Annotated in this window: 35 protein-coding genes; 20 read left to right on the top strand and 15 right to left on the bottom strand. The window is 70.4% G+C overall.

The annotated features are described in order from the left end of the window. Positions 1-96 precede the first annotated feature (96 nt). Entirely contained in the window at positions 97-576 is a 480-nt protein-coding gene (locus ACZ7GZ_RS25620) for a MarR family winged helix-turn-helix transcriptional regulator (protein ID WP_471027660.1), read from the top strand. 28 nt (positions 577-604) lie between these two features. Here ACZ7GZ_RS25620 and ACZ7GZ_RS25615 read toward each other — a convergent pair whose 3' ends face one another. From ACZ7GZ_RS25615 to ACZ7GZ_RS25590, 6 genes are all read right to left on the bottom strand, one after another. Continuing rightward, positions 605-2080, bottom strand: coding sequence for a HAMP domain-containing sensor histidine kinase (locus tag ACZ7GZ_RS25615; RefSeq protein WP_471027659.1), 1476 nt, complete (start codon positions 2078-2080; stop codon positions 605-607). Then, complete coding sequence (locus ACZ7GZ_RS25610; protein WP_471027657.1) at positions 2077-2811, bottom strand: response regulator transcription factor; 735 nt, start codon at positions 2809-2811, stop codon at positions 2077-2079. Before ACZ7GZ_RS25610 ends, ACZ7GZ_RS25615 begins: the two co-directional genes overlap by 4 nt. Before the next feature lie 115 nt (positions 2812-2926). Then, positions 2927-3148 carry a hypothetical protein gene (locus ACZ7GZ_RS25605; protein WP_471027655.1) on the bottom strand — a complete coding sequence of 74 codons (222 nt, stop codon included), beginning with the start codon at positions 3146-3148 and terminating at the stop codon, positions 2927-2929. 31 nt (positions 3149-3179) lie between these two features. Further along, positions 3180-4169 (bottom strand): S1C family serine protease, encoded by a 990-nt coding sequence (locus ACZ7GZ_RS25600; protein WP_471027654.1) that lies wholly within the window; start codon positions 4167-4169, stop codon positions 3180-3182. 135 nt (positions 4170-4304) lie between these two features. Then, on the bottom strand, positions 4305-5330 hold the full coding sequence (locus tag ACZ7GZ_RS25595; RefSeq protein ID WP_471027653.1) for a LacI family DNA-binding transcriptional regulator: 1026 nt from the start codon (positions 5328-5330) through the stop codon (positions 4305-4307). An 83-nt stretch (positions 5331-5413) separates the two neighbouring features. Further along, complete coding sequence (locus ACZ7GZ_RS25590; RefSeq protein ID WP_471027652.1) at positions 5414-6208, bottom strand: winged helix-turn-helix transcriptional regulator; 795 nt, start codon at positions 6206-6208, stop codon at positions 5414-5416. A gap of 178 nt (positions 6209-6386) precedes the next feature. Between ACZ7GZ_RS25590 and ACZ7GZ_RS25585 the strand changes: the two genes are divergently transcribed. Genes ACZ7GZ_RS25585 through ACZ7GZ_RS25575 form a run of 3 tightly spaced genes read left to right on the top strand, consistent with a single transcriptional unit; the run spans position 6387 to position 8711 of the window. Then, positions 6387-7238 carry an alpha/beta hydrolase gene (locus ACZ7GZ_RS25585; RefSeq protein WP_471027650.1) on the top strand — a complete coding sequence of 284 codons (852 nt, stop codon included), beginning with the start codon at positions 6387-6389 and terminating at the stop codon, positions 7236-7238. 56 nt (positions 7239-7294) lie between these two features. Beyond that, the gene (locus ACZ7GZ_RS25580; protein WP_031173297.1) at positions 7295-7549 is read left to right on the top strand and encodes a MoaD/ThiS family protein; all 255 of its coding nucleotides are present in this window, start codon (positions 7295-7297) and stop codon (positions 7547-7549) included. Positions 7550-7553: 4 nt separating this feature from the next. Beyond that, positions 7554-8711: a hypothetical protein gene (locus tag ACZ7GZ_RS25575; protein WP_471027649.1), complete on the top strand. Its 1158-nt coding sequence runs from the start codon at positions 7554-7556 to the stop codon at positions 8709-8711. A 265-nt stretch (positions 8712-8976) separates the two neighbouring features. Here the strand turns inward: ACZ7GZ_RS25575 and ACZ7GZ_RS25570 are convergent, their stop codons facing one another. From ACZ7GZ_RS25570 to ACZ7GZ_RS25555, 4 genes are all read right to left on the bottom strand, one after another. Next, positions 8977-9267: a DUF1416 domain-containing protein gene (locus ACZ7GZ_RS25570; protein ID WP_043502058.1), complete on the bottom strand. Its 291-nt coding sequence runs from the start codon at positions 9265-9267 to the stop codon at positions 8977-8979. A gap of 24 nt (positions 9268-9291) precedes the next feature. Next, entirely contained in the window at positions 9292-10137 is an 846-nt protein-coding gene (locus ACZ7GZ_RS25565) for a sulfurtransferase (RefSeq protein WP_471027648.1), read from the bottom strand. Positions 10138-10264: 127 nt separating this feature from the next. Then, positions 10265-10345, bottom strand: coding sequence for an Ms5788A family Cys-rich leader peptide (locus tag ACZ7GZ_RS25560; RefSeq protein WP_350751515.1), 81 nt, complete (start codon positions 10343-10345; stop codon positions 10265-10267). Between the two features lie 201 nt (positions 10346-10546). After that, on the bottom strand, positions 10547-11284 hold the full coding sequence (locus ACZ7GZ_RS25555; protein ID WP_471027646.1) for an LmeA family phospholipid-binding protein: 738 nt from the start codon (positions 11282-11284) through the stop codon (positions 10547-10549). Between the two features lie 118 nt (positions 11285-11402). Here ACZ7GZ_RS25555 and ACZ7GZ_RS25550 point away from each other — a divergent pair, with 118 nt between their 5' ends. Continuing rightward, positions 11403-11660: a DUF3099 domain-containing protein gene (locus ACZ7GZ_RS25550; RefSeq protein ID WP_471027645.1), complete on the top strand. Its 258-nt coding sequence runs from the start codon at positions 11403-11405 to the stop codon at positions 11658-11660. A gap of 253 nt (positions 11661-11913) precedes the next feature. Here the strand turns inward: ACZ7GZ_RS25550 and ACZ7GZ_RS25545 are convergent, their stop codons facing one another. The 3 genes from ACZ7GZ_RS25545 to ACZ7GZ_RS25535 are packed head-to-tail and all read right to left on the bottom strand — an operon-like array spanning position 11914 to position 12922. After that, positions 11914-12276, bottom strand: coding sequence for a DsrE family protein (locus ACZ7GZ_RS25545; protein ID WP_471027644.1), 363 nt, complete (start codon positions 12274-12276; stop codon positions 11914-11916). Then, on the bottom strand, positions 12273-12533 hold the full coding sequence (locus tag ACZ7GZ_RS25540; protein ID WP_471027642.1) for a hypothetical protein: 261 nt from the start codon (positions 12531-12533) through the stop codon (positions 12273-12275). Before ACZ7GZ_RS25540 ends, ACZ7GZ_RS25545 begins: the two co-directional genes overlap by 4 nt. Beyond that, positions 12530-12922, bottom strand: coding sequence for a hypothetical protein (locus ACZ7GZ_RS25535; RefSeq protein ID WP_471027641.1), 393 nt, complete (start codon positions 12920-12922; stop codon positions 12530-12532). The genes ACZ7GZ_RS25540 and ACZ7GZ_RS25535 overlap by 4 nt, the downstream gene beginning before the upstream one ends. A 173-nt stretch (positions 12923-13095) precedes the next feature. On the opposite strand from ACZ7GZ_RS25535, the gene ACZ7GZ_RS25530 reads away from it, so the two are divergent. The 7 genes from ACZ7GZ_RS25530 (at position 13096) to ACZ7GZ_RS25500 (ending at position 17366) form a co-directional block, all read left to right on the top strand. Next, positions 13096-13935 carry a helix-turn-helix domain-containing protein gene (locus tag ACZ7GZ_RS25530; protein ID WP_471027639.1) on the top strand — a complete coding sequence of 280 codons (840 nt, stop codon included), beginning with the start codon at positions 13096-13098 and terminating at the stop codon, positions 13933-13935. Further along, on the top strand, positions 13917-14195 hold the full coding sequence (locus ACZ7GZ_RS25525) for a DUF397 domain-containing protein (RefSeq protein ID WP_471027638.1): 279 nt from the start codon (positions 13917-13919) through the stop codon (positions 14193-14195). The genes ACZ7GZ_RS25530 and ACZ7GZ_RS25525 overlap by 19 nt, the downstream gene beginning before the upstream one ends. 120 nt (positions 14196-14315) lie before the next feature. Beyond that, entirely contained in the window at positions 14316-14579 is a 264-nt protein-coding gene (locus tag ACZ7GZ_RS25520) for a hypothetical protein (RefSeq protein ID WP_471027637.1), read from the top strand. Beyond that, positions 14560-15075, top strand: coding sequence for a DUF6879 family protein (locus ACZ7GZ_RS25515; protein WP_471027636.1), 516 nt, complete (start codon positions 14560-14562; stop codon positions 15073-15075). Before ACZ7GZ_RS25520 ends, ACZ7GZ_RS25515 begins: the two co-directional genes overlap by 20 nt. 12 nt (positions 15076-15087) lie before the next feature. Further along, a complete protein-coding gene (locus ACZ7GZ_RS25510) occupies positions 15088-15936 on the top strand; it encodes a helix-turn-helix domain-containing protein (protein WP_471027634.1) in 849 nt (282 codons plus the stop codon). Between the two features lie 63 nt (positions 15937-15999). After that, the gene (locus tag ACZ7GZ_RS25505) at positions 16000-16158 is read left to right on the top strand and encodes a hypothetical protein (RefSeq protein ID WP_471027632.1); all 159 of its coding nucleotides are present in this window, start codon (positions 16000-16002) and stop codon (positions 16156-16158) included. Then, positions 16155-17366, top strand: a complete 1212-nt coding sequence (locus tag ACZ7GZ_RS25500) for a methyltransferase domain-containing protein (protein ID WP_471027631.1) — start codon at positions 16155-16157, stop codon at positions 17364-17366. The genes ACZ7GZ_RS25505 and ACZ7GZ_RS25500 overlap by 4 nt, the downstream gene beginning before the upstream one ends. A gap of 84 nt (positions 17367-17450) precedes the next feature. Here ACZ7GZ_RS25500 and ACZ7GZ_RS25495 read toward each other — a convergent pair whose 3' ends face one another. After that, on the bottom strand, positions 17451-17645 hold the full coding sequence (locus ACZ7GZ_RS25495) for a hypothetical protein (protein ID WP_471027629.1): 195 nt from the start codon (positions 17643-17645) through the stop codon (positions 17451-17453). 307 nt (positions 17646-17952) lie between these two features. Between ACZ7GZ_RS25495 and ACZ7GZ_RS25490 the strand changes: the two genes are divergently transcribed. Genes ACZ7GZ_RS25490 through ygfZ form a run of 3 tightly spaced genes read left to right on the top strand, consistent with a single transcriptional unit; the run spans position 17953 to position 19987 of the window. Further along, on the top strand, positions 17953-18528 hold the full coding sequence (locus ACZ7GZ_RS25490; protein WP_471027628.1) for a heme-binding beta-barrel domain-containing protein: 576 nt from the start codon (positions 17953-17955) through the stop codon (positions 18526-18528). Positions 18529-18574: 46 nt separating this feature from the next. After that, positions 18575-19012: a Fur family transcriptional regulator gene (locus ACZ7GZ_RS25485; RefSeq protein ID WP_471027626.1), complete on the top strand. Its 438-nt coding sequence runs from the start codon at positions 18575-18577 to the stop codon at positions 19010-19012. A gap of 9 nt (positions 19013-19021) precedes the next feature. Beyond that, entirely contained in the window at positions 19022-19987 is a 966-nt protein-coding gene (ygfZ, locus tag ACZ7GZ_RS25480) for a CAF17-like 4Fe-4S cluster assembly/insertion protein YgfZ (protein ID WP_471027624.1), read from the top strand. An 82-nt stretch (positions 19988-20069) separates the two neighbouring features. Here the strand turns inward: ygfZ and dtd are convergent, their stop codons facing one another. Then, positions 20070-20495 (bottom strand): D-aminoacyl-tRNA deacylase, encoded by a 426-nt coding sequence (gene dtd / locus ACZ7GZ_RS25475; protein WP_471027623.1) that lies wholly within the window; start codon positions 20493-20495, stop codon positions 20070-20072. 159 nt (positions 20496-20654) lie between these two features. On the opposite strand from dtd, the gene ACZ7GZ_RS25470 reads away from it, so the two are divergent. From ACZ7GZ_RS25470 to ACZ7GZ_RS25450, 5 genes are all read left to right on the top strand, one after another. Then, the gene (locus ACZ7GZ_RS25470; protein ID WP_471027622.1) at positions 20655-21410 is read left to right on the top strand and encodes an RsiG family protein; all 756 of its coding nucleotides are present in this window, start codon (positions 20655-20657) and stop codon (positions 21408-21410) included. Positions 21411-21519: 109 nt separating this feature from the next. Next, positions 21520-22758: a GNAT family N-acetyltransferase gene (locus ACZ7GZ_RS25465; RefSeq protein WP_471027621.1), complete on the top strand. Its 1239-nt coding sequence runs from the start codon at positions 21520-21522 to the stop codon at positions 22756-22758. 301 nt (positions 22759-23059) lie between these two features. Next, entirely contained in the window at positions 23060-23971 is a 912-nt protein-coding gene (locus ACZ7GZ_RS25460; protein ID WP_471027620.1) for a winged helix-turn-helix domain-containing protein, read from the top strand. Between the two features lie 72 nt (positions 23972-24043). Further along, complete coding sequence (locus ACZ7GZ_RS25455; protein WP_471027618.1) at positions 24044-24931, top strand: winged helix-turn-helix domain-containing protein; 888 nt, start codon at positions 24044-24046, stop codon at positions 24929-24931. Next, complete coding sequence (locus ACZ7GZ_RS25450) at positions 24931-25656, top strand: HAD family hydrolase (protein WP_471027617.1); 726 nt, start codon at positions 24931-24933, stop codon at positions 25654-25656. The genes ACZ7GZ_RS25455 and ACZ7GZ_RS25450 overlap by 1 nt, the downstream gene beginning before the upstream one ends. Positions 25657-25704: the final 48 nt, after the last annotated feature.

The raw sequence follows: 25704 nt of genomic DNA, 5'->3' as shown, positions 1-25704 counted from the left end.
CCAGTGGATAGAATGACTGTGTGGCGCATTAGCTGCGTCACGCAGGAGAATAGCAGTCGGTTGCTGCGCCGCGCAGCGATTTTGGAGGCGAGCGATATGACGGAGCCGAGCCGGGACCGGCTGTACGAGGAACTGTCCACGGAATCGCGCCGCTACCTGGCGGCCTACGTCCTGTTCAACCAGGCCGTCGCCGACCACCTCGGCCTGCACCCCACGGACGTGCAGTGTCTGAGCCTGCTGACGGCCGAGCCGCAACCCCTCACGGTCCGCCAGATCGCCGACATGACCGGTCTCACCACCGGCTCGGCCACCCGCCTGGTGGACCGGCTCGAACGCGGCGGCTATGTCGTGCGCACCCCCGACCGGCGGGACCGCCGCCGCGTCCTGGTCACCCCGGTCCCGGAGCACATCGCCCGGGTCGCCGCTGTGTGGGGGGACCTCCGGCAGGGCTGGCAGGCCATCTTCGACGACCACACCGATGCCGAACTCCAGGTGATCATCCGGCACATGCGCCGCGCGAACGACCTCAGCCGCGCCCAGATCGAGCACCTGCGCACCCGGCCGAAGCCGGACTGAGCCGACCGGGCGCGCCCGGAAGGCCCGCTCAGCCGGCCGGCCTCCCGGGTGTCTCCGGTGTCTCCGGCGGAGGTGTCGGTGCGCCCGGCAGGCGTACCGTCGCCGTCGTGCCGCCGCCGTTCGCCCGGGTCAGGGTGACCTTGCCGCCCGCCTGCTGGACCGTGCGGGCCACGATGGACAGGCCGAGGCCCGAGCCGGGCAGGGCGCGGGCGCTGGGGGAGCGCCAGAAGCGGTCGAAGACGTGGGGGAGTTCGTCCTCGGGGATGCCGGGGCCGTGGTCCCGTACGGTCAGTACGCCCTCGCCCAGCCGCACCTCGATCGTGCCGCCCTCGGGGCTGAACTTCACCGCGTTGTCGAGGATGTTGACGACCGCCCGCTCCAGCGCGGAGGGCTCCGCCCGGACGTACCAGGGCTCCAGGTCCGCCGTGATCGTCAGCTCCGGTCCCCGCAGCCGGGCGCGGCGCAGGGCCGCCTCGACGGTGTCGCGCAGCGCCACCGTCTGGAGGCGCTCGCCGCGCTGGCCCTCCGAGCGGGACAGCTCCTGCAAGTCACCGATCAGCGCGGCCAGTTCCGTCATCTGCGCCTTCACCGAGGCCAGCAGGGCCTTGCGGTCCTCGGGCGGGAGCGGCCGGCCCGTCTCCTCGCTGCGGGTGAGGAGCTCGATGTTCGTGCGCAACGACGTCAGCGGGGTGCGGAGTTCGTGGCCGGCGTCGGCGATCAGCTGCTGCTGGAGGTCACGGGAGCTGGCCAGCGAGGCGGTCATCGAGTTGAAGGACCGGGAGAGCCGGGCGACCTCGTCCTCGCTGTCGTCCTCCACCGGGATGCGGATCGTCAGGTCCTCGGTCCGGGCCACCTCCTCCACGGCCTCGGTGAGCTTGTCGACCGGGCGCAGACCCGCACGGGCCACCACGAGCCCCGCGGCTCCCGCGCCGATCACCCCGATGCCGGAGACGAGGAGCAGGACGAGTGCCAGGTCGTTGAGGGTCCGCTGGGTGTCCTTGAGGGAGACGGCGACCATCAGGGCGACGCCCGGGTAGCGCTGGGGGACGAGGCCGGGGCCTCCCACCAGTATGGGCACGGTCTTGACCCGTACGTCGTTGCCGTGGATGTCCTTGGCGTCGTGGTAGATGCGGACGTCCCCCTTCGCGGCCACTTCCGCGTCCTGCGCCGAGGGCGTCACCGATCCCTTGGAGTAGTTGAACACGCAGGCCCGGCCGTCCGACCTGACCACCTGCATGTAGTAGAAGGTGGGACGCACCGCGTTGGGCGGCGGCTGGTCCGCGGTCCTCGGACAGGTGGCCAGGACCGCGGCGATCTGGTCCTCGGACAGCCGCTGGTTGAAGTTGTCGAGGGTCTTGTCGACCTGCACGTCCAGTTTGCGCTGCACGATGAACCAGCAGGTGACCGAGACCGCCGCCACCGCGAACGCCACCGCCGCCGCGACCAGCATCGCCAGCCGGGCCCGGATCGGGAGCGAGCGGTAGCGCCGTACCAGCTTGTTCACTCGGCGCCGCCCTGGCGCAGGACGTATCCCACGCCCCGCACCGTGTGCACGAGGCGCGGCTCGCCGCCGGCCTCGGTCTTGCGGCGCAGGTACATGACGTAGACGTCGAGCGAGTTGGAGGACGGTTCGAAGTCGAAGCCCCAGACCGCCTTCAGGATCTGCTCGCGGGTCAGTACCTGGCGCGGATGCGCCATGAACATCTCCAGCAGAGTGAACTCCGTGCGGGTCAGTTCGACCTGCCGGCCGCCCCGGGTCACCTCGCGGGTCGCCAGGTCCATCCGCAGGTCCGCGAAGGCCAGCGCCTCGTCCTCCTGGGCCTGAGCCGACACCGCCGCCGCGTACGAGCTGCGCCGCAGCAGCGCGCGGATACGGGCGAACAGCTCGTCCAGCTCGAAGGGTTTGACCAGATAGTCGTCGGCGCCCGCGTCCAGACCGGTCACCCGGTCGCCGACCGTGTCCCGGGCCGTCAGCATCAAGATGGGCGTCGTGTCGCCGGCCCCGCGGATGCGGCGGGCCGCCGTCAGACCGTCCATGCGCGGCATCTGGATGTCCAGGACGACCAGGTCGGGCTTGTAGGCGGTCGCCTTCTCCAGCGCGTCCGCGCCGTCGACGGCCACCTCCGTGTCGTACCCGTCGAACGCGAGGCTGCGCTGCAGTGCCTCGCGCACGGCCGGCTCGTCGTCGACGATCAGGATGCGCTGGGGGTCACGGTCGCCTTCGGCGGGGCTCATCGCTCGCGATTCCTCGGGGTGCGGTGGACAGGATGAACGCGTGTGTCTCAGCCTGCCACGCCCGATGGTCCGGGCGGCACAGCGCCGGGTCGCGCCGGGTGGCGCAGCGCCGGGGTCAGGCCTGGACCGCGGTGAGGCGGCGCAGCGGCACCTTGCGGCGGTGGGGGCGGGCGGCGGAGGTGCGCAGGCCCATCAGCTCGCGCGGGACCGGCGGCAGGATCACCCGGGGGGCGCGGGGCGCCGGGAAGGGCGCGTGCAGGTCGCGGACGATCGACAGGGCGAGGGTGACGTCGGCGGGACGGAGGCCGGCGGTCTGGTGCGAGACATGCTGGTTCATGACGTACTCCCTGCTGACTGAGGGTGAAGCGTTAGCTCTTGTCGCCCGCCCGCAGCTTGGCCAGGTCGGACTTGACGGTGTTGACGGGGATCGCGAAGCCGAGGCCGATGCTGCCCGCGTCCGACGACGAGGAGGACTGCTGGCTCGACGAGTACATCGCGGAGTTGATGCCGATGACGTTGCCGCTCGCGTCGATCAGCGCGCCGCCGGAGTTGCCGGGGTTCAGCGAGGCGTCGGTCTGGATGGCCTTGTAGGTCGTCGTGGACGAGCCCGTGTCGCCGTTGAACTCACGGCCGCCGAACTGGAACGGCCACTGACCGTCGCCGCCCTGGCCCTGGTTCTCGTCGGTGGAGACGGTCACGTCCCGGTTGAGCGCGGAGACGATACCGCTGGTGACGGTGCCGGTCAGGCCCTCGGGGGAGCCGATCGCGACGACCGTGTCACCGACCTGGACGCCCGACGAACTGCCCAGTGAGGCCGGCTTCAGCCCGGAGGCGCCGCGCAGTTTGATCAGCGCGAGGTCCTTGGAGCTGTCGGTACCGACGACGTCGGCGGTGTAGCTCGTGCCGTCGCTGGTGCGCACCTTGAGGGACTGCGCGCCGGAGACGACGTGGTTGTTGGTGACGATCTCGCCGTTCGACTTGATGATCACCCCGGAGCCGGTGGAGGAGCCGTTGCCCAGGGCCGCGTTGATCTCGACCACGCTCGGGCTGACCGCGGCGGCGATCGCGGCGACGTCGCCCTTCTTGCCGGTCGGCACCACATGCGTGGCCGTACCGGCGGAGGCGACCGTGTCCTTGCCGGTCAGCTCCTGGAAGCCGTACGCCGTGGCGCCGCCGACCGCCGCCGCCACGATCGCGACGGCCGCGAGGAGGGCGGCGGGGCGGCGGTTGCGCTTCTTGCGCGGCTCGGCCACCACCGCCGTCACCGGCTGGTACGGCGGCGGAGGCGGCCACTCGGAGTTCACGGGAGCGGAGTAGCTGCTGGGCTGCTGGGGGTGGGAACCCTGGCTCTCGGTCATGTCCAGAAGAATCCCCCGTGACCATGAGAGGTTCCTGAGTGCTCGCTGAGAAGCCCGGCAGAACCTCGTTTGCCCGATATAAAGACCCGCCGGTTGACGTGCGGGTCGACGTGCCGGTTGACCTGCCGGTGAGGCTCAGGCCTCGCAGCCGCAGCTCGTGCGGAGTACCAGCCGGGACGGGAACGTCTTCAGGCGCTCGCGGCGTGAGCCCGCCACCCGCAGCCCGTCGTCCAGGACCAGGTCGACCGCCGCACGGGCCATCGCCGAGCGGTCCGAGGCGACCGTGGTCAGCGGCGGGTCGGCCAGCGCCGCCTCCTTGATGTCGTCGAACCCGGCCACCGCCAGCTTGCCGGGCACGTCGATGCGCAGCTCGCGCGCGGCCCGCAGCAGGCCGATCGCCTGGTCGTCGGTGGAGCAGAAGATCGCCGGCGGCCGGTCGGGGCCGGAGAGGATGTCCAGAGCGACGCGATAGGCGTCGTAGCGGTTGTACGGCGCCTCGAACAGCCGGCCCTCGGTGGGCAGGCCTGCCTCGTCCATGGCCCGCTTCCAGCCCTCGACGTGGTCGGAGACCGGGTCGCCGACGGCCGGTGTCTCCGCCGTACCGCCCATACAGGCGACGTACTCGTAGCCGTGCTCCAGCAGGTGGCGTACGGCGAGCTGGGCGCCGCCGAGGTCGTCCGTGACCACGGCCACGTCGTCGATGGCCTCGGGGCGCTCGTGCAGCAGCACCACCCGGGCGTCCCAGGCGTCGATCTCGGCGGCGGCGAGGTCGTTCAGGGCGTGACTCACCAGGATCAGCCCGGAGACGCGCATGCCCAGGAAGGCGCGCAGATAGTGGACCTCGCGCTCGCCGATGTAGTCGGTGTTGCCGACCAGGACCATCTTTCCGCGCTCGGAGGCGGCCTGCTCGACCGCGTGCGCCATCTCGCCGAAGAACGGCTGGCGGGCGTCCGGGATGATCAGGCCTATGAGGTCGGTGCGCCGGGACGCCATCGCCTGGGCGACCCGGTCGGGGCGGTACCCCAGTTCCTTGATCGCCGCGAGGACACGCTCGCGCGTGGCCGGGGCGACCGGCCGGGGTCCGTTGTTGATGACATAACTGACGACGGCGGTGGAGGTCCCAGCCAGCCGTGCCACGTCATCCCGAGTCACCTTGGCCACGCGCGGAGTCTACGCGGATTGACCTGCTCTGGGCAGGGCGTACCAGTCCTTGGATGTGCGCAAGCGATGAACCGGGCGCCGGACTAGGCGTCCGCGTGGACCTCGGCGTCGTCCCGGGCGGCCGATGCGGCCCCATCCGCCGCCTTGGCCCGGTCGGCCTTGGCCCGGTCCGCCTTGGCCCTGGCCTCCTCGGCGGTCCGGTCGGCCTTCTCGGGCGTGACGAACCGGTAACCGACGTTGCGGACGGTGCCGATCAGCGACTCGTGCTCCGGGCCGAGCTTGGCGCGCAGCCGCCGCACGTGGACGTCGACCGTCCGGGTACCGCCGAAGTAGTCGTAGCCCCACACCTCCTGCAGCAGCTGGGCGCGGGTGAAGACGCGGCCCGGGTGCTGGGCGAGGTACTTGAGCAGCTCGAACTCCTTGAAGGTGAGGTCGAGGACCCGGCCCTTGAGTTTCGCGCTGTACGTCGCCTCGTCCACCGACAGATCGCCGTTGCGGATCTCCATGGGGGAGTCGTCGTTGACGATCTGCTGGCGCCCCATGGCGAGCCGCAGCCGGGCCTCCACCTCCGCGGGGCCCGCGGTGTCGAGGAGTACGTCGTCAATGCCCCAGTCGGCGGTGACGGCGGCCAGACCGCCCTCGGTGACGACCAGGACCAGCGGACAGCCGGGGCCGGTGGAGCGCAGCAGCTGGCACAGGCTGCGCACCTGGGGCAGGTCGCGGCGGCCGTCGACGAGGATCACGTCGGCGCCCGGGGTGTCGACCAGGGCGGGGCCCTCCGCGGGAGCCACGCGCACGTTGTGCAGCAGCAGGCCGAGGGCCGGGAGCACCTCCGTCGACGGCTGGAGGGCGTTGGTCAGGAGCAGCAGAGAACTCATACGTCTGGTTCCTCCTCGATCCCTGCGAGGCTGTGCGGACGGGCACTGCTCTGCGTTCCCGAAGGCCCGTACACCGGCGGTCACCCGAGGTTTCCCGCTTCGTATACAACGCGTCCGAAAGCACAAAAGGACCCGGGGGCTGCGCTGCCCGAGTCCTCTGCCCAGCAGAATAGCCCACATGAGCAACGGTCCGGCAGGTCATGTGGCACGTTCCACCGTTCGTCCGTATCGCGAGACAGGCAGACGGGCGCCTATCCGGACGTTTCTGCGCACGGCCGACGGCGTTCCGGTCGATTTCGTATACGACCCGGGCGCGGTCGTATACGAAACGCATCCGGATGCCTCCTGTACACGTTCAGGCGACCTGGTGTTCGTCGTCGCCCACGGGTTCACCGGGGACGTGGACCGGCCGCATGTACGACGGGTGGCGGGGGTCCTGCGCGGTTACGGTGCGGTCCTCACCTTCTCCTTCCGGGGCCACGGACGCTCCGGCGGCCGTTCCACGGTCGGCGACAAGGAGGTTCTGGACCTGTCCGCGGCCGTCGAGCGGGCCCGCGCTCTCGGCCACGCGCGCGTGGTGACCGTCGGCTTCTCCATGGGCGGCTCGGTGGTCCTGCGGCACGCGGCCCTGCACCCCGGCACGATCGACGCGGTGGTCTCGGTCAGCGCCCCGGCCCGCTGGTACTACCGGGGTACGGCCCCGATGCGCCGCCTGCACTGGCTGGTCACCCGCCCCGAGGGCCGCCTGGTCGGCCGCTACGGCCTGCGCACCCGTATCCACCCCCGCGACTGGGACCCGGTCCCCCTGTCCCCGGTGGAGTCGGTCCCCGGGATCGCTCCCACGCCCCTGCTGATCGTGCACGGCGACCGCGACGCCTACTTCCCCCTCGACCACCCCCGGATGCTCGCCGAGGCAGCCGGTGACCACGGGGAACTCTGGGTGGAGCCGGGCATGGGGCACGCCGAACACGCGGCCGGCGAGGCGCTCCTCGCCCGGATCGCGCACTGGGCCGCGGGCCGGGCGGGCTAGCCTGACACCATCTGTCTTCTGTCTTTTGTCTTTCCTGCCGCCGATTGAGGAACGAGATGCCCAAGGTCACGGTGCGCTACTGGGCCGCCGCCAAGGCCGCGGCCCAGGTCGCCGAGGAGCCGTACGACGCGGACACGCTCGCCGACGCGCTGGCCGCGGTGCGCGCGCGACACCCCGGTGAACTCACGCGCGTACTGCAGCGATGCTCCTTCCTCGTCGACGGTGACCCCGTCGGGACCCGCGCGCATGAGACGGTACGGCTGGCCGAGGGCGGCACGGTCGAGGTGCTCCCGCCGTTCGCAGGAGGGTGAGGCGATGAGCGACCAGCCGTATCAGGGCGGACAGCCCTACCAGGGGGGACAGCCGTACCAGGGCGGCCCCTACGAGGGCTACGACCCGTACCAGCAGCAGTGGTCCGGGTACGACGAGCAGCAGTACGGGCAGCAGCCCGGCTACGACCCCCAGCTGACCCAGCAGTGGCAGGGGCAGACCTGGGAGACGCAGACGCACGGGTCGGTGCAGATGCCGGTGCAGGCGGCGGAGGCGGCGCATGTGCCGCCGCAGACGTTCGAGGGCCAGTACGGGCAGCAGTACGCCCAGCCGTACCCGGCCGCTCCTCAGCCGCAGCCCGCACCGGCACCGGCAGCGGCGCCGGAGGCCGTAGCGGAGGAGGCCGAGCCCGACTACGGTCCCGCCACCATCGGCGGCAACTCGCGGATCACGGATGCCCAGCGGGCGCGCCTCGAGGGCCGTTCGCCGATCATCGAGCCCGGTATGCAGCCGGCCCTGCTGACCGCGGTACTGGGCCTGCTGCTGGCCGCGACGGCACCGGTCGCCTCGTACGCGCTGGTCGTCCCGCTCGTGCTGCTCCAGGCGGTGACGGCGGCGGGCTGGTTCCGGCTGAACGGCATGTGGCCGGCCCGGCAGGGCATCGCGCTGGCCTTCGCGGGCGGGCTCGCCGCGGACGTGGCCGTCCTGGCCGCCGGCCGCGACCACGTGCCCGCCGCGATCCTCGGCCCGCTCGGCGTCTGGGTCCTGCTGTGCCTGGTCCTGCAGCTGCGCTCGCACGCCTCGCCGGACGAGCGGATGTACGGCCTGATGGCGACGGTCGTCTCGGCGGCCCTCTCGGTCCTGGCCACCGGGTACCTGGGCGCCGATCCGCACGCGGTGTCGGTGGGCGCGGCGGCGGTGGCGGTGGCGATCCTGGCCCGCGCCCTGCCGCTGCCCTCGCCGGTGTCGGTGGTGGTGTCGCTGCTGGCGGCGGCGGGTGCGGGGATCGCCGTCGGCGGGATGACCGGCCTGGGCGCGAAGGGCGCCGCCCTGGGAGCGGCGGCCGGCGTCTGCGCACTGATCGGACACCGGGTGGCGAGCTACGACTACCCGTCCCGCTTCGTCCACTTCACCGCGGGCGTGGCCCTGCCCCTGTCGGCGGCGGCACCGGTCGTGTGGCTGCTGGGGCGCGCGCTGGGCTAGGCGCCCTGGGGGACCGGCCGTCTGCCGGGTGCGGGCTCGTTGCGAATGAGCCCCACGCATCCGCACCCGGCGACGGTGCCGTCGTGAGCGGCACCTCACCGTCTCAGCCCGGGGCTGCTCCGCGCCCTCTGAAGGGACACCCCTCTGAGGGGCGCCCCTCTGAAGGAACGCCCCGGCATGCCGAAGGGCCGCACCCCCACTGGCGTCCAACCCCGGGGGTACGGCCCTCAGCCGTCTCTCAGCGCACGGCCGTCACGCGGTGCACTCAGACCGCGATGGCGACCTCGGCCAGAGCACCCTTCTCCGCCACCACGACCGTGCGGTCCGCCGTGCCGCCGGGCACCAGCGCGCGCACGGTCCACGTGCCCTCGGCCGCGTAGAACCGGAACTGGCCGGTCGCCGAGGTGGGCACCTCCGCGGTGAACTCGCCGGTCGAGTCCAGCAGACGGACGTAGCCCGTCACCGGCTCGCCGTCGCGGGTCACCTGACCCTGGATCGTGGTCTCACCGGGCTTGATCGTCGAGGCGTCCGGGCCGCCGGCCTTCGCTCCGCACATGCTGTCTCTCCAGAGGGGTTGGGATTACTTGTTGGCGCCGAGCTCGATCGGCACGCCGACGAGGGAGCCGTACTCGGTCCAGGAGCCGTCGTAGTTCTTGACGTTCTCGACGCCGAGCAGCTCGTGCAGCACGAACCAGGTCAGGGCCGAGCGCTCACCGATGCGGCAGTAGGCGATCGTGTCCTTGGCGAGGTCCACGTTCTCCTCGGCGTAGAGGGCCTTGAGGTCCTCGTCCGACTTGAAGGTGCCGTCGTCGTTGGCGTTCTTCGACCACGGGATGTTGCGGGCGCTCGGGACGTGGCCCGGACGCTGCGACTGCTCCTGCGGCAGGTGCGCCGGGGCGAGCAGCTTGCCGGAGAACTCGTCGGGCGAGCGCACGTCCACCAGGTTGTGCGAGCCGATCGCGGCGACGACGTCGTCACGGAAGGCCCGGATGGAGGTGTCCTGAGCCTTGGCCCTGTAGTCGGTGGCCGGGCGCTCGGGGACCTCGTCGCCGGCGACCAGCTCGCGGGCGTCCAGCTCCCACTTCTTGCGGCCGCCGTCGAGGAGCTTGACGTTCTCGTGGCCGTACAGCTTGAAGTACCAGTAGGCGTACGACGCGAACCAGTTGTTGTTGCCGCCGTAGAGGATCACCAGGGTGTCGTTGGCGATGCCCTTCTTCGACAGGAGCTTCTCGAAGCCCTCCTGGTCGATGAAGTCGCGGCGGACCGGGTCCTGGAGGTCCTTGGTCCAGTCGATGCGGATCGCGTTCTTGATGTGGTTCTTCTCGTAGGCGGACGTGTCCTCGTCCACCTCGACGATGGCGATGGCCGGGTCGTCCAGGTGCTCCTGCAGCCAGTCGGCGTCGACCAGGACGTCGGTGCGGCTCATGCTCTTTCTCCTCCGGGGCAGTTGCGGCGGGGCGTGCGAGTAGAGGGGTGCGCGCTCGCGAGGCGGGCGGCGCACGGGTGCCCTTGCAGCAGGGCGGCTGAGGGATGCGGGAGTCGGGGACTCTCGCTCAGAAGGGGCGACAGAGCATGGCGGCAACGCGGCACAGGTCCACTGCCCGCCGCTTCGTGAGATCCGCCTGTCGCTTCATGCCGACGATCGTAGGGACGTCCGGGCGGGCGTGTCACCGGTGTGTCACATGGCGAGACACGATCGTCCGTATGGCGGAACGAACAAACGCCCGGCGGCCGTCGCGCGGCCCGCCGAGCGCTTGCGGGAGTCTTCTCATCTACGCTACGGACGACCCCGTCTCGCCAGTCGGACGAGACCGGACGATCGCCCTGCTGTCCCGTTACCCGGCCAGCTTGACGTCGGAACCCTTCACCGTGATCTCCACCCCGTTCTTCGCGGCCTGCACCTTGTCCAGCTTGATGCCGCCGGGCAGCCGGTCGACGGCCTGCTGGAAGTCGGTGATCTCACGGATGCGGTTCTCGGCGATCGCGGCGGCACCGAGCCTGGGCAGCGAGTCGGCGTGGACCTGCACCTTGTCGTTCTCGACGGTCACCGTGCTGAGCACGGGCACGGTCTGCTTGATCCCGAGGGCCGCGACGGTGCCCTCCACCATGACCTTGATCTTGCCGTTGCCGCCGTCGGACAGGCCGACGATCCGGGCCGTGATCCCGGGGGCGACCTCGGTCGGCTGCGAGTTGGCGGTCTTCAGCAGCTCGGAGTAGGAGATCGTCGCGGTACCGGTGGCGCTGTCGGCGGTGGCGGAGCTGTAGTCCCCGGAGAAGGTGACGCCCTTCATGTCGGCCTTGAGGTCGTCGATCCTGATCGTCTGCCCGGCCTTGCCGGTGGCGGCCTGGTAGTCCTTGATGCCGACCTCGACGTCGTCGAGGGACCCGCCCGCGACCTGGGTCAGGAACGGGAACCCCTTGATGTCCACGTCCGGCGTCGCGGCCAGGTTCTCGGTCGCCTTCAGCTTGTCGGCGGCCTCCCCCTCGGCGAAGTGCACGGCGACCCGGTCCGCGATCACGAACAGCCCGCCCAGGATCACGACGAGGATCAGGATGATTCGCAGGGCGCGCATGTGGTGTTTCCCCCCGGGGCGGCGACTGGTGTGGCTACGCCACGGTAACCCCGCGGGGGCGGACGAGCGGGAATTGTGGATCAGTTGTAACAGGGGCCGCCCGCCCTACCCTGGATGCATGTACGCGCGGCGGCGTCACGTCTACTTCGCCATGATGGGGACGTGCATCGGTCTCTTCGTCCTGGCGTGGGCGGTCGTGCGCCTCTGGTCGGTGCCGGCGGCCGTCGGCATGTGCGTCGTGGCCATGGTCATCCCGCCGGTAGCCGCGATGATCGCCAACCGGCGGGGCCCTGAGGACCGCTGGTGGGACGACCCCTCCGGCGATCCCCAGTCCGACGAGTGGTGGGACGAGCTGGACGGCAAGAAGCGGCGGTAGCCCGCGCGTTCGGCCTGTCCAGGGCTGCCAGGCGCCCACGCCGTCCGCCGCGTTGTACCAGTACTGCTTGTCGCCGCGCATGCCGGCGGTGCGGAAGGGCCTGCCGTGGTCGTCGATGCGGGTCGTGCCCTGCCGGTCGCCGCAAGGACATACGTCCACGCCCCCAAGATCACGGTTCGGGAGCCCACGGCGGCGGACGCCCTCGTCTTCTGAGACGCGTGAGCGGGCGCTCGCCTCAGCCGGTCCGTACGGATCAGTAGACGAGCGCCTGCGTGTCGTCGCCGAGCGCTTCCTGTACGAAGACCTGCGCGCCCGCGATCCGTACGCCCTCGATGACGTCCTTCTCGGTGATCTCCCGCCGGGCGGCACACTGCGTGCACAGCGTGATGCGCCCGGCCGCGAGGATCGACTCGATCAGGTCCGGCAGCGGAGCCGCGTGCGGCAGCTCGAACTCGGCGGCCCGCCCCGGCAGCGCGAACCAGGACGACTCCCCGGTCAGCCACAGCGACACCTCGACCCCGCTGGCCACGGCCACCGCGGCCACCGTGAACGCCTGCGAACAGCGCTCGGGGGCGTCCGCCCCGGCCGTCACCTTGATCACGAGCTTCTTGGTCATACCGGAAGCGTAGCCGCGGCGACGATCGTGACGAGCAGCGTGGCGACACAGAGGGCGGTGAGTACGCCGCTCACGGTGGCACCGTCGAGCCGGGGCCGCCGCCGCTGCCGGTGCCGGGGCCGGGTGGCGAAACCGGGGTGGAAGGGCGGGAGCGCATAGCCCGGGGAGAGCGGGGCCTCGTCCCCCGGTGCGCCGTGCTCCGCCCGGTACCGCTTGCACTCCTCGTACGGCAGCCCGCCGCCCTGGGCGCCGCTCATGCCCGGTGCTCCTGCCGCTGGTGCTGCCGGAGCAGCACATTGGCGTCGGTCTCGGCGCTGCGATCACACACCGCCCGCGCCGTCTCCCGCAGCTCGGCCAGCCTCATGCACGCCGGGCAACCGGGGACCGGCCGGGGCGGCCGGCTGAGGTCGCCGGGGTCGGGCGGCACGGCCCGCGTACGGCCGTTCCTCGCGTGGACGCTCGCGCTGAGGCGTTCGCGGTCGGTGGCGGGGCGCACCGTGGCGGGATCGGCCTGCCACTCGCGGCCACCGCCGAGGGGACGCAGCAGCGCGTACGGCCCCGAGCGGTCCTGGTACTCGCCGACGCGCCGGGTGGCGGGGTCGTACAGCACGGTTCCGGGTTCGTAGCCGGCCGGTTCCGTTCTCATGGCGTTCGCTCCTTTGCTCAACTTCTCTACGGAATGCGACAGTTGCACTACTCTGCGTACTCCTGGGCTGATACGAGGATGGCCCAGGGCGAAGGCGGACACGAGCGGAATGGCGGCTAGTGCCACAGCGGGCGGCCCAAATTCCACAAGTTCCACGAACAGGGGAGGGCGCGGTGCCGCAGCGCAGGGCGATCACGGGGCGGAGCCAGGAGCCGAGGGTTCGTTTCGCCGAGGAGCTGCGGTTACTGCGGGCCGCCCGGGGCGTGAGCCTGCGGACGCTGGCCGACGCGGTGGGCTGGGACGCGTCCCTCTTCGGCAAGCTGGAGAACGGCCACACACTGGGCGGGCCGGAGGTGGCGCAGGCGCTGGACCAGTACTACGGCACGGGGCGGTTGGTGCTGACCCTGTGGGAGCTGGCGGTGGCGGACCCTACGCAGTTCAAGGAGCGGTATCGGCAGTACATGCTGCGGGAGGCTGAGGCGGTGAGTATGTGGCAGTACTCGCCGAGCATCGTCCCTGGTCTGCTGCAAACCCCCGAATACGCGGCCGAGTTGCTTACGCAGGGCGGACTGACGGGAGCGGAGCTGGACAAGCAGGTGTCGGCCCGCATGGGGCGTCGTGAGCCGCTGCTGGCGGAGGGCGGGCCGCAGTTCCGCGCAATCCTCTCGGAGACGGTGCTGCGCAGCCCGTTGAGTGATCCGGTCGCGTGGCAGGCGCAACTGCGTCATCTTCTGGCGATGGGCGAGCGCCCCAACGTCACCGTCCAGGTGCTGCCGCATGCGAAAGGGCTGCACGCGCTGACGAACACCCACACCATGTTCCTGCACCATGCCGGCCGGATCGTCGCCTGGGTCGAGACGGGCTATTCGGGCGAACTGGTCCAGGAAAGTACTGCCGTCGACCGGCTCCAGCTCCGATACGATCGAGTACGCGATGTGGCCCTATCTCCGGGCGAATCGCGGGAGTTCATCGGCCGGATCCTGGAGGAGGCGCCATGCGAGCCATCGATCTGAGCACCATCACGTGGCGCAAGAGCAGCTACAGCAACCAGGACGGCGGCGAGTGCGTCGAGGTGTCCGACGACCTCCTCCGCACCGCCGACTGGCGCAAGAGCAGCTACAGCAACTCGGACGGCGGCAACTGCCTGGAAGTCGCCGACAACGTCCCCGCGAAGGGGCTCGTCCCCGTCCGCGACAGCAAGGACACCACCCGCACCCCCCTCCTCTTCGGCGCGGGCGCCTGGTCCGCCTTCGTGGACGGAGTCAAGCGGTAAGGCCGCTCGGCTGAGCCCTCATGGTCGTCGACTTACCTGCTCCCATGCGCCCTTGACGGGCATCGCTCGCCAGGCGAACGTCATCCACCGGACGCAATGGCATCGATGCAGGGAGAAGGCATGCGGTTACGTTTCCTTGGGATCATCCCGAACACGCCTGACACGGACTCGCCGACGATCTGGCTGGAAGAGGAAACGGGGGATCTGCTGATCCAGTCCTACAAGGCCACCGAGGCTGAGGTGAAGGCGTGCCAGGAGATCGGCTCTGTTCCGGGGCACTCGACGGACGTGCCGGACCACGAGACGATCATTCGGCTGCCCAAGGTCATGGTGCAGTACATCCCGCGCTCGGAGGGCAGCGCCAGTGATGAACCCTGTTCTTGAGGGTCTGGCCAAGGCCCAGCGCTCGGCCGTGCACCTCGAAATGCGCGATGCCTACCAGCCCGGTGATCCGGAGTTCATCGCGTGGCAGAACGGCAAGCGACTCGACCCCACCGCAGACCGGTCGACCTGGTGGCGTCCGTTCCTGGACGTGGTGATCGAGACCAGGGCGCGCGGAGTGGTGATGAGGCGGGCCCGGATCGTCTCGGAGCCGGTGACGGACTACATCAAGTACGAGTACGACGTGACGTTCCCCAACATCGCGGCTGGTGAGCTGGTGCGATGGCTGCCCCGGCGCAGGGCGGCGGACATCCCGCTCCCGGGAACCGACCTGTGGATGTTCGACAACTCCTCTGTGCTGTTCACGTACTTCTCCGGGAACGGTGAGGTGGTCGACCGTGAATGGCACACCGAACCGGCGGTCGTGGAGCTGGTGAGCACGGCGTTCGAAAAGGTCTGGGAGCGGGCCACGCCGCACGACGAGTACAAGCCGGTCTGACCGGTCGGAGCCATGCCCGCGTCAGGATCGTCAAGCCTTCAGGCAGCTCGGCAAGTCCTTGCCGATCGGCTCAGGGAGATCTGCAAGGACGCCGGCCTGGATGGCAAGGGACTCGCGAAAGCCTGCGGGTGGCACCCGTCCAAGGTGTCGCGGATTTCGACGGCGAAGACTCAGCCTTCTGCCGACGACATTCGAGCTTGGTGCCGGGCCTGCGGCGCCGAGGACCAGACGGACGACCTGATCGCCTCTCTCCGCGCCGTAGAGGGCATGTTCGTGCAGTGGCACCGGATGGAGCGTGCCGGCCTCCGGCAGTCACAGGAAGCGCGCTTGCCCTTGTATGAGAGGACCTGTTGGTTCCGCTCGTACTCACCTGGGCTCGTTCCGGGACTCATCCAGACGTACGGCTACACGGAAGACGTGTTGCGGGGGGTCCAGCGTCGGCGGGTCGAGATCGACGACGTGGCGGATGCCGTGGCCGTGCGCATGGATCGTCAACGCGTCCTCTACGAGGGGCATCGCCGTTTCGCGTTCCTGATTGAGGAGCCAGTGCTACGGAATGCGTTGGGCGGGGCGGACACGCAACTCGAACAGCTCGACCACTTGCTTACCGTGGGTTCACTACCCAATGTCAGCGTGGGCGTGGTGCCCATGGGGCTGGGCCGTTCTCGTATGCCGGTAGAGGGGTTCTGGATCTTCGACAAGGTGCAGGTCAACGTCGAGTTGGTCTCGGGCTACCTCACGCTCACGCAGCCCAGTGAGGTAGGCGCATACGCCGACACGTTTGCCAGGTTGTCTGAGGCGGCTGTCTACGGGCCGAAGGCGCGCGCACTGATCACGGCGGCTATGGACTCACTCGGATGATCGGGCCGCAATCACGTGCAATCGGCTGGGAGTTGACGTGCTTGGGCTCCTAGCGTTGTCGTCATGGCGACTACGGAGGGAGCCCAGGCGATGAACGTACCCATCGAGCCGCACGCCCACGGGGACGACGACAACCTTCCCGGCCAGCCGTGGAACCCGCCCCAGGAGCCCCCGAGCCCCGACGGCGGCAGCCCGGAAGGCGACGGGAAGCACCGCAAGTGACACCCGACGTGCTGCGCGTGGACCGCCCCGGCCGAAAAGAGCTGGGGCGGGTCCTCATGGAATCAGGCGCGTTGTCCTCGGACTGGGCGCCGACGTTCGCGGCCGTCGACCGGGCCGCGTTCCTCCCGGATCTGATGTGGCCCTACGACATGACGACCCGTGCGAGCGTCCCCGTCGACAGGTGCGAGGACCCGGATGCCTGGTACGCGGCGGCGGACAGCAACGTGCCCATCGTCACGCAGTGGGATGACGGTGCACACGTGGGGGCCGGTCCGGGCGAGCTTTCCACCAGTTCCTCGTCCATGCCGTCCGTGGTCTACGCCCTGCTCCAGGACCTGGCGGTGGAAGACGACATGCGGGTGCTGGACGTGGGAACGGGCACCGGCGAAACGGCCGGCGTGCTGACCCACCGGCTCGGGCCCCGCAACGTGACCACCGTCGAAGTGGACCGGGCCGTGTCCGCGCTGGCCCGTGACCGACTGTGCAGGCACGGCTTGTATCCGGAAGTGGTCGTGGGGGACGGGTTCGAGGGCTGCCCCGCGGCGGCTCCGTACGACCGGATCCTGGCCACCGTCGGCATCCGCCAGGTACCAGCAGCGTGGATCCGGCAGACCCGGCCTGGCGGCGTGATCCTCGCGCCATGGGGTACCCCTTACGGCAACGCGGACGCCGTGGTCCGCTTGGAGGCCGAGGGTGAGGTGGCCGTGGGGCCCTTCACCCGGTGCGTGGAGTTCATGAAGCTCCGCGCGCAAAGGGGCCCGGCCGTCAGCCACGCCGACTATCTGTCGGCGGGCCCCCTGGAGGACGCGGAGCGGACCACGACACCCCTCACTGACGAGGATTTCGTGACGGGCCAGTTCACAGATCTGCCGTTCGTGCTCGGCCTGCGGGTGTTCCAGTGCCGTCAGGCCGTGGCAGAAAAGCGCGACGGCGCTCGGCCTGTGTGGTTCTACAGCTTGACGGACGAGTCGTGGGCGTGCGTGATGTTCCGGGACGGCGAGCGGCGCGCGTGCGTCTGGCAGTCAGGACACCGACGCCTCTGGGACGAGGTGACCGACGCCTACTGGTGGTGGAAGGAGCGGGGGTCCCCCAGCGTGACCCGCTTCGGCCTCACGGTCGACGCGTACGGACAACGCGTGTGGCTGGACGACCCGGCGAACGAGTCCTGGCCCGTCCCTGCCCCGCATATGCCCCGTGGGGAAAAGTAGGCGCGACTGCTGCCTCCCGCTGGCCAGGGTGCGATGGTGATCGGGACGCTGTGCCTCATCCTGCTGTCGTCACGTGACCAGGGCTCAGCCGAAGAGTCCTGCGTTCAGCGGGGTGCCCACCAGGTCTGTGACGTCTGACAGGGCCGCGGGATCTTCGGCGCTGGGAGCGGGGGCGTGTTCCAGGGAGCCGGTGTCCTGGGCGTGGGCGGTAGTCGGCGTGACCGTCAGCAACAGGCCGGCAGCCACACCCGTCGCCATCCTCCGCAGCACCTTGAGCATGTTCTGGCCTCCGATTTCAGGTTGAACCTGGATCAAGGTTCGGTGCCGACCGATCCCGGGGCGAGCCAGGCGGGCCGAATGGGGCCGGGGCCCTGGTCGGCCCACCTCCTCAAGAGAGCCCGACCCCGGCCGCGTAAGCTGGGCCCCGGCTCTGTCGTATGCCCACCCTCGCTCAAGGAGCACCCGTGGAGATCTTCTTCGAAACCCTGCTGGTCCTGGTCTGCGTCGGCGTGCTCGCCTTCGCCGGTCTGACCGTGAAGAAGCTGTACCAGGGCCAGCGCTGACCCCCACCTAGGAAACGCCCCTCATGATCGAGATCCCGTCCGACCTGCACAAGGACCTCGTCCCGCTCGCCTTCCTGCTCGGCAACTGGGCCGGTGCGGGCGTGCACGACTTCCCCGGCTCCGAGAAGTGCAACTTCGGCCAGGAGGTCAGCTTCACCCACGACGGCCGGGACTTCCTGGAGTACCAATCCCACACCTGGGTGCTGGACAACGACGGCAACAAGGTCCGTCCGCTGGAGTCGGAGCACGGCTTCTGGCGGATCGACGCCGGCCGCAAGGTCGAGGTGACGATGACCCGCGACGACGGTGTCATCGAGATCTGGTACGGCGAGATGGCCGACAAGAAGCCGCAGATCGACCTGGTCACGGACGCCGTCGCCCGCACGGCCGCCTCGCAGCCGTACAGCGGTGGCAAGCGGCTCTACGGCTACGTCAAGAGCGACCTGATGTGGGTCGGCGAGAAGCAGACCCCCGAGGTCGAGCTGCGCCCCTACATGTCGGCGCACCTGAAGAAGGTCGTCACCCCGGAGGACGTCGAGCGCTGGGCCAAGGCCCTGCCGGACGACATGCCGGACGACGGGATCGCCTTCTTCAAGTAGGCCCGCTCCAGTAGCCCCGGTACCAAGTGGTCCTAGACTCTTCGGTGTGGTGAGCACCGACTGGAAGAGCGACCTCAGGCAGCGCGGCTACCGGCTGACGCCGCAGCGGCAGCTTGTCCTCGAAGCCGTGGACACCCTTGAGCACGCGACCCCCGACGACATCCTCAGCGAGGTGAGGAAGACGGCGTCGGGGGTCAACATTTCCACGGTCTACCGGACCCTGGAGCTGCTGGAGGAACTGGGTCTGGTCAGCCACGCCCACCTCGGGCACGGTGCGCCGACCTACCATCTCGCCGACCGCCACCACCATCTGCACCTGGTGTGCCGGGACTGCGAGAACGTGATCGAGGCCGACGTCGGCATCGCCGCGGAGTTCACGGCGAAGCTGCGTGCACAGTTCGGGTTCGACACCGACATGAAGCACTTCGCGATCTTCGGCCGGTGCAAGGACTGTTCCCTGAAGAGTTCAACTACCACGTCGTAGGCTGACCCCATGAAGAGTCCCCTGCTGTCCCTGCCCGGCGCCGTCCCCGCCGAGGGTGTGGACGAAGGTGTCGCCGCCCACTACGGCGACCTGTTCCGCGAACAGCGCGCCCTCGCCGACGGCACCGGATTCGTCGACCTGTCCCATCGGGGCGTCGTCACCGTCAGTGGCGACGACCGGTTGAGCTGGCTGCACCTCCTGCTCACCCAGCACGTCAGCGAGCTGCCGGCCGGTGAGGCGACCGAGGCGCTGATCCTGTCCGCACACGGGCACATCGAGCACGCGCTGTACCTGGTGGACGACGGTACGACCGTCTGGGCGCACGTGGAGCCGGGTACGCAGGACGCGCTGATCGCCTACCTGGAGTCGATGAAGTTCTTCTACCGGGTGGAGGTCGCCGACCGAACGGGTGACTACGCCGTGGTGCACCTGCCCGCCGGGTCCATCGGCGAGGTGCCGGACGGTGTCGTCGTACGGGAGACGGCGTACGGCCGTGATCTGTTCCTGCCGCGTGCCGACCTGGAGTCCTTCGCGGCCACGCACGGCCCGGCCGCCGGGCTCCTCGCCCACGAGGCGCTGCGCGTCGAGCACCACCAGCCGCGGCTCGGCTTCGAGACCGACCACCGGACCATTCCGCACGAGCTGGGCTGGATCGGCACGGCCGTGCATCTGCAGAAGGGCTGCTACCGGGGACAGGAGACGGTCGCCCGCGTCCAGAACCTGGGCAAGCCGCCGCGCCGCCTGGTCTTCCTGCACCTGGACGGCAGCGACGTCCACCTGCCGGTGGCGGGCACGGAGATCCGCGTCGCGGACGAGGGGCCGGAGGGCCGGAAGATCGGTTTCGTGACGACGTCCGTACGGCACCATGAGCTGGGGCCGGTGGCGCTGGCACTGGTGAAGCGCAATGTGCCGGTCGATGCGAGGCTCCTGGCCGGAGAGACCGCGGCGGCGCAGGAGGTCGTGGTTCAGCCGTAGTCGTGCGGGTGCGGGTGGGCTGGTCGCGCAGTTCCCCGCGCCCCTTCCGGTGCGCGACCCGCCGTCGCGGGCTGCCCCGCGCCTAGATCTCCAGCAGCACCGTGAACGGCCCGTCGTTCGTCAGAGACACCCGCATCCGGGCGCCGAAGCGGCCCGTGGCCACCGTCGCCCCCAAGGCCCGCAGCTGAGCCACGACCTCGTCCACCAGCGGCTCGGCCACGTCACCCGGGGCCGCCGCGTTCCAGGTGGGCCGGCGGCCCTTGCGGGCGTCGCCGTAGAGGGTGAACTGGCTGACGACCAGCAGCGGGGCGTCGATGTCGCTGCATGACCGCTCGTCCTGCAGCATGCGGATCGACCAGAGTTTGCGGGCCAGCTGCGCCGCCTTCTCCTTGGTGTCCTCGTGGGTCACCCCGACGAGGACGCACAGCCCCTCGCCCTCGATCGCGCCGACCGTCTCGCCGTCCACGACGACGCTCGCGCCGTCCACTCTCTGCACCACCGCACGCATGCGGACCATCATGCCGGGTGCCCGGCACATGGTCATAGGGGGTCCAATATAGATCCCTTACCCCCCATCTGGGGCTGTTCGGGAGCACTCGGTCACATAGCGGCCAGTTGGGGTGGCACGATGCTCCCACACGCCGGTCGAGGGGACGGTCACACGCACATGAGCACACCGAGCACCAGCGGGCGGCTGGAAACACCGGGGGCACACGGGGCGCAGGGGGTGCAGGGGACGTACCGGCCGCCCGCCCAGCGCGCCGACGCTCCGGCGGATCCGCCCCTGCCCGTGGACCCCGTCCTGTCCGTGGACCCCGTCCTGTCCGTGGACCCCGTCCTGTCCGTGGACCCCGTCCTGTCCGTGGATCCGGCGCTGTCCGTGGATCCGGCGCTGTCCGTGGCGCCGGCCCTGCCCGCCGAGCCTCCCGGGCCCGATCTGGCCCGGCTGAGTCTGCCCGAGCTGCGCACCCTGCGCCGCGACGCCCAGCGCGACGAGGCGGACCTCAGTTATGTGCGGCGGCTGCTGCAGGGCCGGATCGACATCCTGCGTGCCGAGCTGTGCCGGCGCGGCCGGGCGTCCGTGCCGGCGCCGGCGGACGGCTCCATGGTCGACCGGCTTCCGGAGATCCTCAAGGACGCCCCGGCCCGGCACCGTTCCTCGGCCCGCCATGTCACGCTCGGCACCCCGCACAACGAGGAGTACCGGCAACTGGCCGCCGAGATGCTCGCCGAGGTCGAGCTGAGCGATCTTCAGGCGCGTACGGACGTGGAGCTGGCCACCGCGATGGGCCGCCTGGTCCGCTACGAGCAGGAGGTCTCCCGCCGCCGCCAGCACCTGCAGCGCACGGCCGACGACTGCAGCGCGGAGATCGCCCGCCGCTACCGCGTGGGCGAGGCCCAGGTGGACGACCTGCTGCTCTGAGTCGACAGGAGGACGGCGGGGGATGGTGCGCCACGGTGGGGGACGATGGGCACGGTGGGGGCGGCGAAATACGGGCGACAGGCTCCGGGGCGCCGCCTACCGTGGCTCTATGAGCGACGTCCGCATCCTCACCGAGGCCGAGTTCGAGGACTGGTTGCACGCGCATGCCGTCGGGTTCCTGCGCCCGCCCGTCCTGACACCTGAGCAGATCGAGGCCCGGAGGGCGCAGTTCGTGCCGGGCCGGCTCCTCGGGGCCTTCGACGACGGCCGCTGTGTGGCCACCTTCCGGTCCTTCGCCCAGGAACTGACCGCGGTCGGCGGCGCGTCCGTGCCCGCGGACGCCATCACCAACGTCAGTGTGAGCGCCACCCACCGCCGCCGCGGCCTGCTGAGCCGCATGATGGCGCAGGACCTGGCCGCGGCGAAGGAGCGCGGTGACGTCGTCGCCACCCTGATCGCCGCCGAGTACCCGATCTACGGCCGCTACGGCTTCGGCCCGGCCACCTGGTCGAACGAGTGGACCGTCGAGGTGCCCCGGGCGGGCCTCGACCCGCGCTGGTCGGGCCCGGGCGACGGAGGCCGGATCGATCTGGTGGACGGTGAGGACGTGCGCAAGCTCGGCCCCGAGCTGTTCGAGCGGTTCCGTCGCCTCCAGCCCGGCGCGGTCAGCCGCGACGAGCTGTGGTGGCAGGTGAACACCGGGGCGGTCCGCTTCCACGACGACTGGACCGAGCCCTTCTACGCCGTCTACCGCTCGGCCCATGGCGAGGTCGAGGGGCTGGTGGCGTACAAGTCCGACGAGACCTGGACCGGCAAGCAGCCGGATCAGACCGCCAGTGTGCTGGGGCTCATCGCCACCACGACGGCGGCCGAGCGCGCCCTGTGGCACTTCCTGTGCTCGATCGACTGGATCACGAGGGTCAGGTGCGGCTACCGAGGCCCCGACGACCTGCTCCCGCGCTATCTCCCCGACCCGCGCGCGGCCCGGATCACCTCGCACGCGGACTGGCTCTGGGTGCGGATCCTGGACGTCGTACGCGCTCTGGAGGCACGGACGTACGAGGGGGCGGGCACGGTCGTACTGGAGGTCGTGGACGGCGGCGGTCTCGCCGGGGGCCGGTTCCGGCTGGAGGTCTCGCCCGAGGGGGCGTCCTGCACCCCGACGAGCACCGAGAGCGCCGATCTGACGCTGGACGTGGGTGAGTTGGCCTCGCTCTGGCTCGGGGGCGAGTCCCTGGTGCGGCTGGCCGCGCTCGGCCGGGTCCAGGAAGAACGAGAGGGCGTCGCCCGGAAGGCCGACGCCCTGTTCCGCTCGTCCGGGCGGCCGTGGTGCCCGGACATCTTCTGACCGCTCCTCTCTCCCGGTGACGCTGACCGTTCATCCGTAGCGAGCTGTTCAGTTGTGGCTGTGCTGCGGTCTTCAGTTGTGGCTGTGCGAAGTCGTGTTCAGTTGTGACTGTGCGCTTCGGTGGCCGTCCCCTGTCCGGACTCCCGGCTCCCCTCCGGAAGGGAGCCCGGCGGCCAACCACTGGGAAGCTTGACCATGTCATGCGAGTTGGCAGCCAACTCCACTGTACTTATCTCCGTTGGGAAGCGACTCATAACCAGCCGTCGGCGAACTGCCGCAACTTGGCGGGAAGTTGTAGTGTTTGTTCGTGGACCCGGAGCACGTCTCCGCCAATGGACGGACGAGGTCACACCGGCCTCACGCGTCCCGTGACATCGCCGACGAACTGCGCACCCGGATCAGGTCCGGGGTGCTGCGGGCGGGTCAGCGCATGCCCACCCAGGCCGCGCTGGCCGACGAGTTCGGTGTCGAACGGGGCGCCGTGCGGCAGGCGTTGCGCATTCTGCAGTCGGAGCGGCTGCTGACCAACGTTTCCAAGGGCAGCCCGGCCAGGGTGGCGGCGGTGCCGGGGCCGGCGTGCCCGCCGGCCGGAGAGGCGGCGCCGCCGCAGCCCACCATGGTGGGCCTCGCCCCCCGCATCGCTGAGGCCTTCGCCGTGCCGCACGTGCGCATCGACGCACTGTGCCTGACCGCCGTCTCGCTCACGATGGCCGTCGGGGAGCCGCTCCGGCAGATCCATGCCAGACGGCTCAAACCGGCCAAGATCGACGTCCGGGTGCTGCTGCCCAGCCGTGACATCGACCTCGCCTTCCCGGTGCCCGTGGCCGCCGACGACCAGGGTCTGCTGCACCGCCGCTGGCTGGCCCAGCGCAACGCCCAGGGCCTGGTGCTGCGGCAGAACCTGCTGGCCCTGTACGCCACGCACGGCATCGACGTGCGGGTCTGCTTCCGCGCCCTGCCGTTCACCCCGCCGGTCAAGCTGTACCTGCTCAACGGCTCGGAGGCGCTGTTCGCGTACTACACGCTCAAACGGCGCGAACGGGAGATCGAGCACGCGCACCTGGAGCTGTACGACGCCGACGGCACGCGCTCGATGCTGTTCGGGTTCGAGCGGCGTGCCGGGCAGCGGGACGCCGCGTTCGTGGAGCAGTCGCGGCTGTGGTTCGACGCGCTGTGGGGGACGATCAGTTCGGAGCTGGTCCTCGGTCCCTAGCCCGGCCGCGCCACCGGCCAACTTGGAATCGTTGGCAGCCAACTCCCGGTAGATGGATCAGAGTTGTAGCGTTTGGCCGTGACCCAGGAGCATATGGCAGCGAACGGCAGCAGAAAACTCACGCCTCAGGAGATCGCCGACACCCTGCGTGCGCGCATCCGCACCGGCGTACTGCGGCCCGGCGAGCGGCTGCCGACCCAGGCCGAACTGGCCGGGGAGTTCGGGGTCGAGCGGGGTGCCGTACGTCAGGCGCTGCGGGTGCTCCAGGGGGACGGACTGCTCGCCGGCGTCAGCAAGGGCAGCCCGCCCCGGGTCGCCGAGCCGCAGTCCGCGTGGCAGCGGGAGGAGCCCCAGCCGACGATGGTGGCGCTCGCGCCCCGGCTGACCCAGGCGTTCTCGGCACCGCACGTGCGCATCGACGCCGTCTGCCTGACCGCGCAGAGCCTGATCCCGGCGCTCGGAGAGCCGCTGCGCCTGATCCACGAGGGCCGGCTGCACCCCGAGCGGATCGACGCCCGCATCCTGCTGCCGTCCCGCGACATCAACCTCGCCTTCCCGGTCTCCGTCGACGCCGGGAGCGAGGAGGACGAGGCCGTCCACCAGCGCTGGCTGGCGATGCGCAACGCCCAGGGCCAGGTGCTCCAGTACAACCTCCAGGCGCTGCGCGGCACCCACGACATCGACGTCCATGTCACCTTCCGGGCGCTGCCGTTCACCCCTCCGGTCAAGCTCTACCTGCTCAACGGGGAGGAGGCGCTCTTCGCGCACTACATGATCACGCGCCGCGAGGAGCCCACCGAGCGCGGGATGCTGGAGATGTACGACACCCTCGGCTCCGAGTCGCTGCTGTTCTCCTTCGAGCAGCGGGCCGGGCAGCGGGACGCGGCGTTCGTGGAGCAATCGCAGAAGTGGTTCGACGCCCTCTGGGAAACCATCACGACGGACCTGACACTCTCCTAGTGACTTCTGATGCGAGTGAGATCGAGAAGCTTCGGGAACTGATCACACCGGCCCGGTTCGTGCTGTGGGACTTCGACGGGCCGATCTGCCGCCTCTTCGCCGGGCACAAGGCGGAACGGGTGGCCGCGGACCTGGTGGAGTGGCTGGCACGGCAGGGCCTGCACGGTCTGCTCACCGACAGCGAACGGGACACGCTGGACCCGCAGGTCGTGCTGCGCGCGGTGGGCCGCAGACGCCCCGGCAGCGACCTGGTCGCCGGGCTGGAGGAGCGGCTCACCCAGGAGGAGCTGAAGGCCGCGGCCTCCGCGCTGCCCACCGCCTACGCCGACCCGCTGATCCGCACCTGGACGGCCGTCGGCGCCCGGCTGGCCGTCACCACCAACAACTCGCCGCGGGCTGCCCGCACCTACCTGGAGACCCGCGGCCTCACCGGCTGCTTCAGCCCGCACCTGTACGGCCGTACCGAGCAGCTGCACCATCTCAAACCGCATCCGCAGTGCCTCAACCGCGCCCTGAACGCGATGGGCGCCGCGCCCTCGGCCGCCCTGATGATCGGCGACGCCCCGTCGGACCTCGCCGCGGCCCGTGCCGCGGGCGTGCCCTTCCTCGGCTACGCGCGTAACGAGGTGAAGGAGAGACTGCTGCGCGCAGCCGGCGCCCGGCACGTCGTACGGTCGCTCCAGCCCCTGCTGAGGTTGCTCCGGAGCGGCCGTCCGGTCGGCTAGCATGCCGACACGTCCGGGTCACCGCTCGGACGCGTGCGTAACCGTGCG

The organism is Streptomyces sp. NPDC037288 (assembly GCF_055603265.1).
The sequence above is the reverse complement of the archived record's forward strand: the minus strand, read 5'-3'. Positions and strand labels throughout refer to the sequence as shown.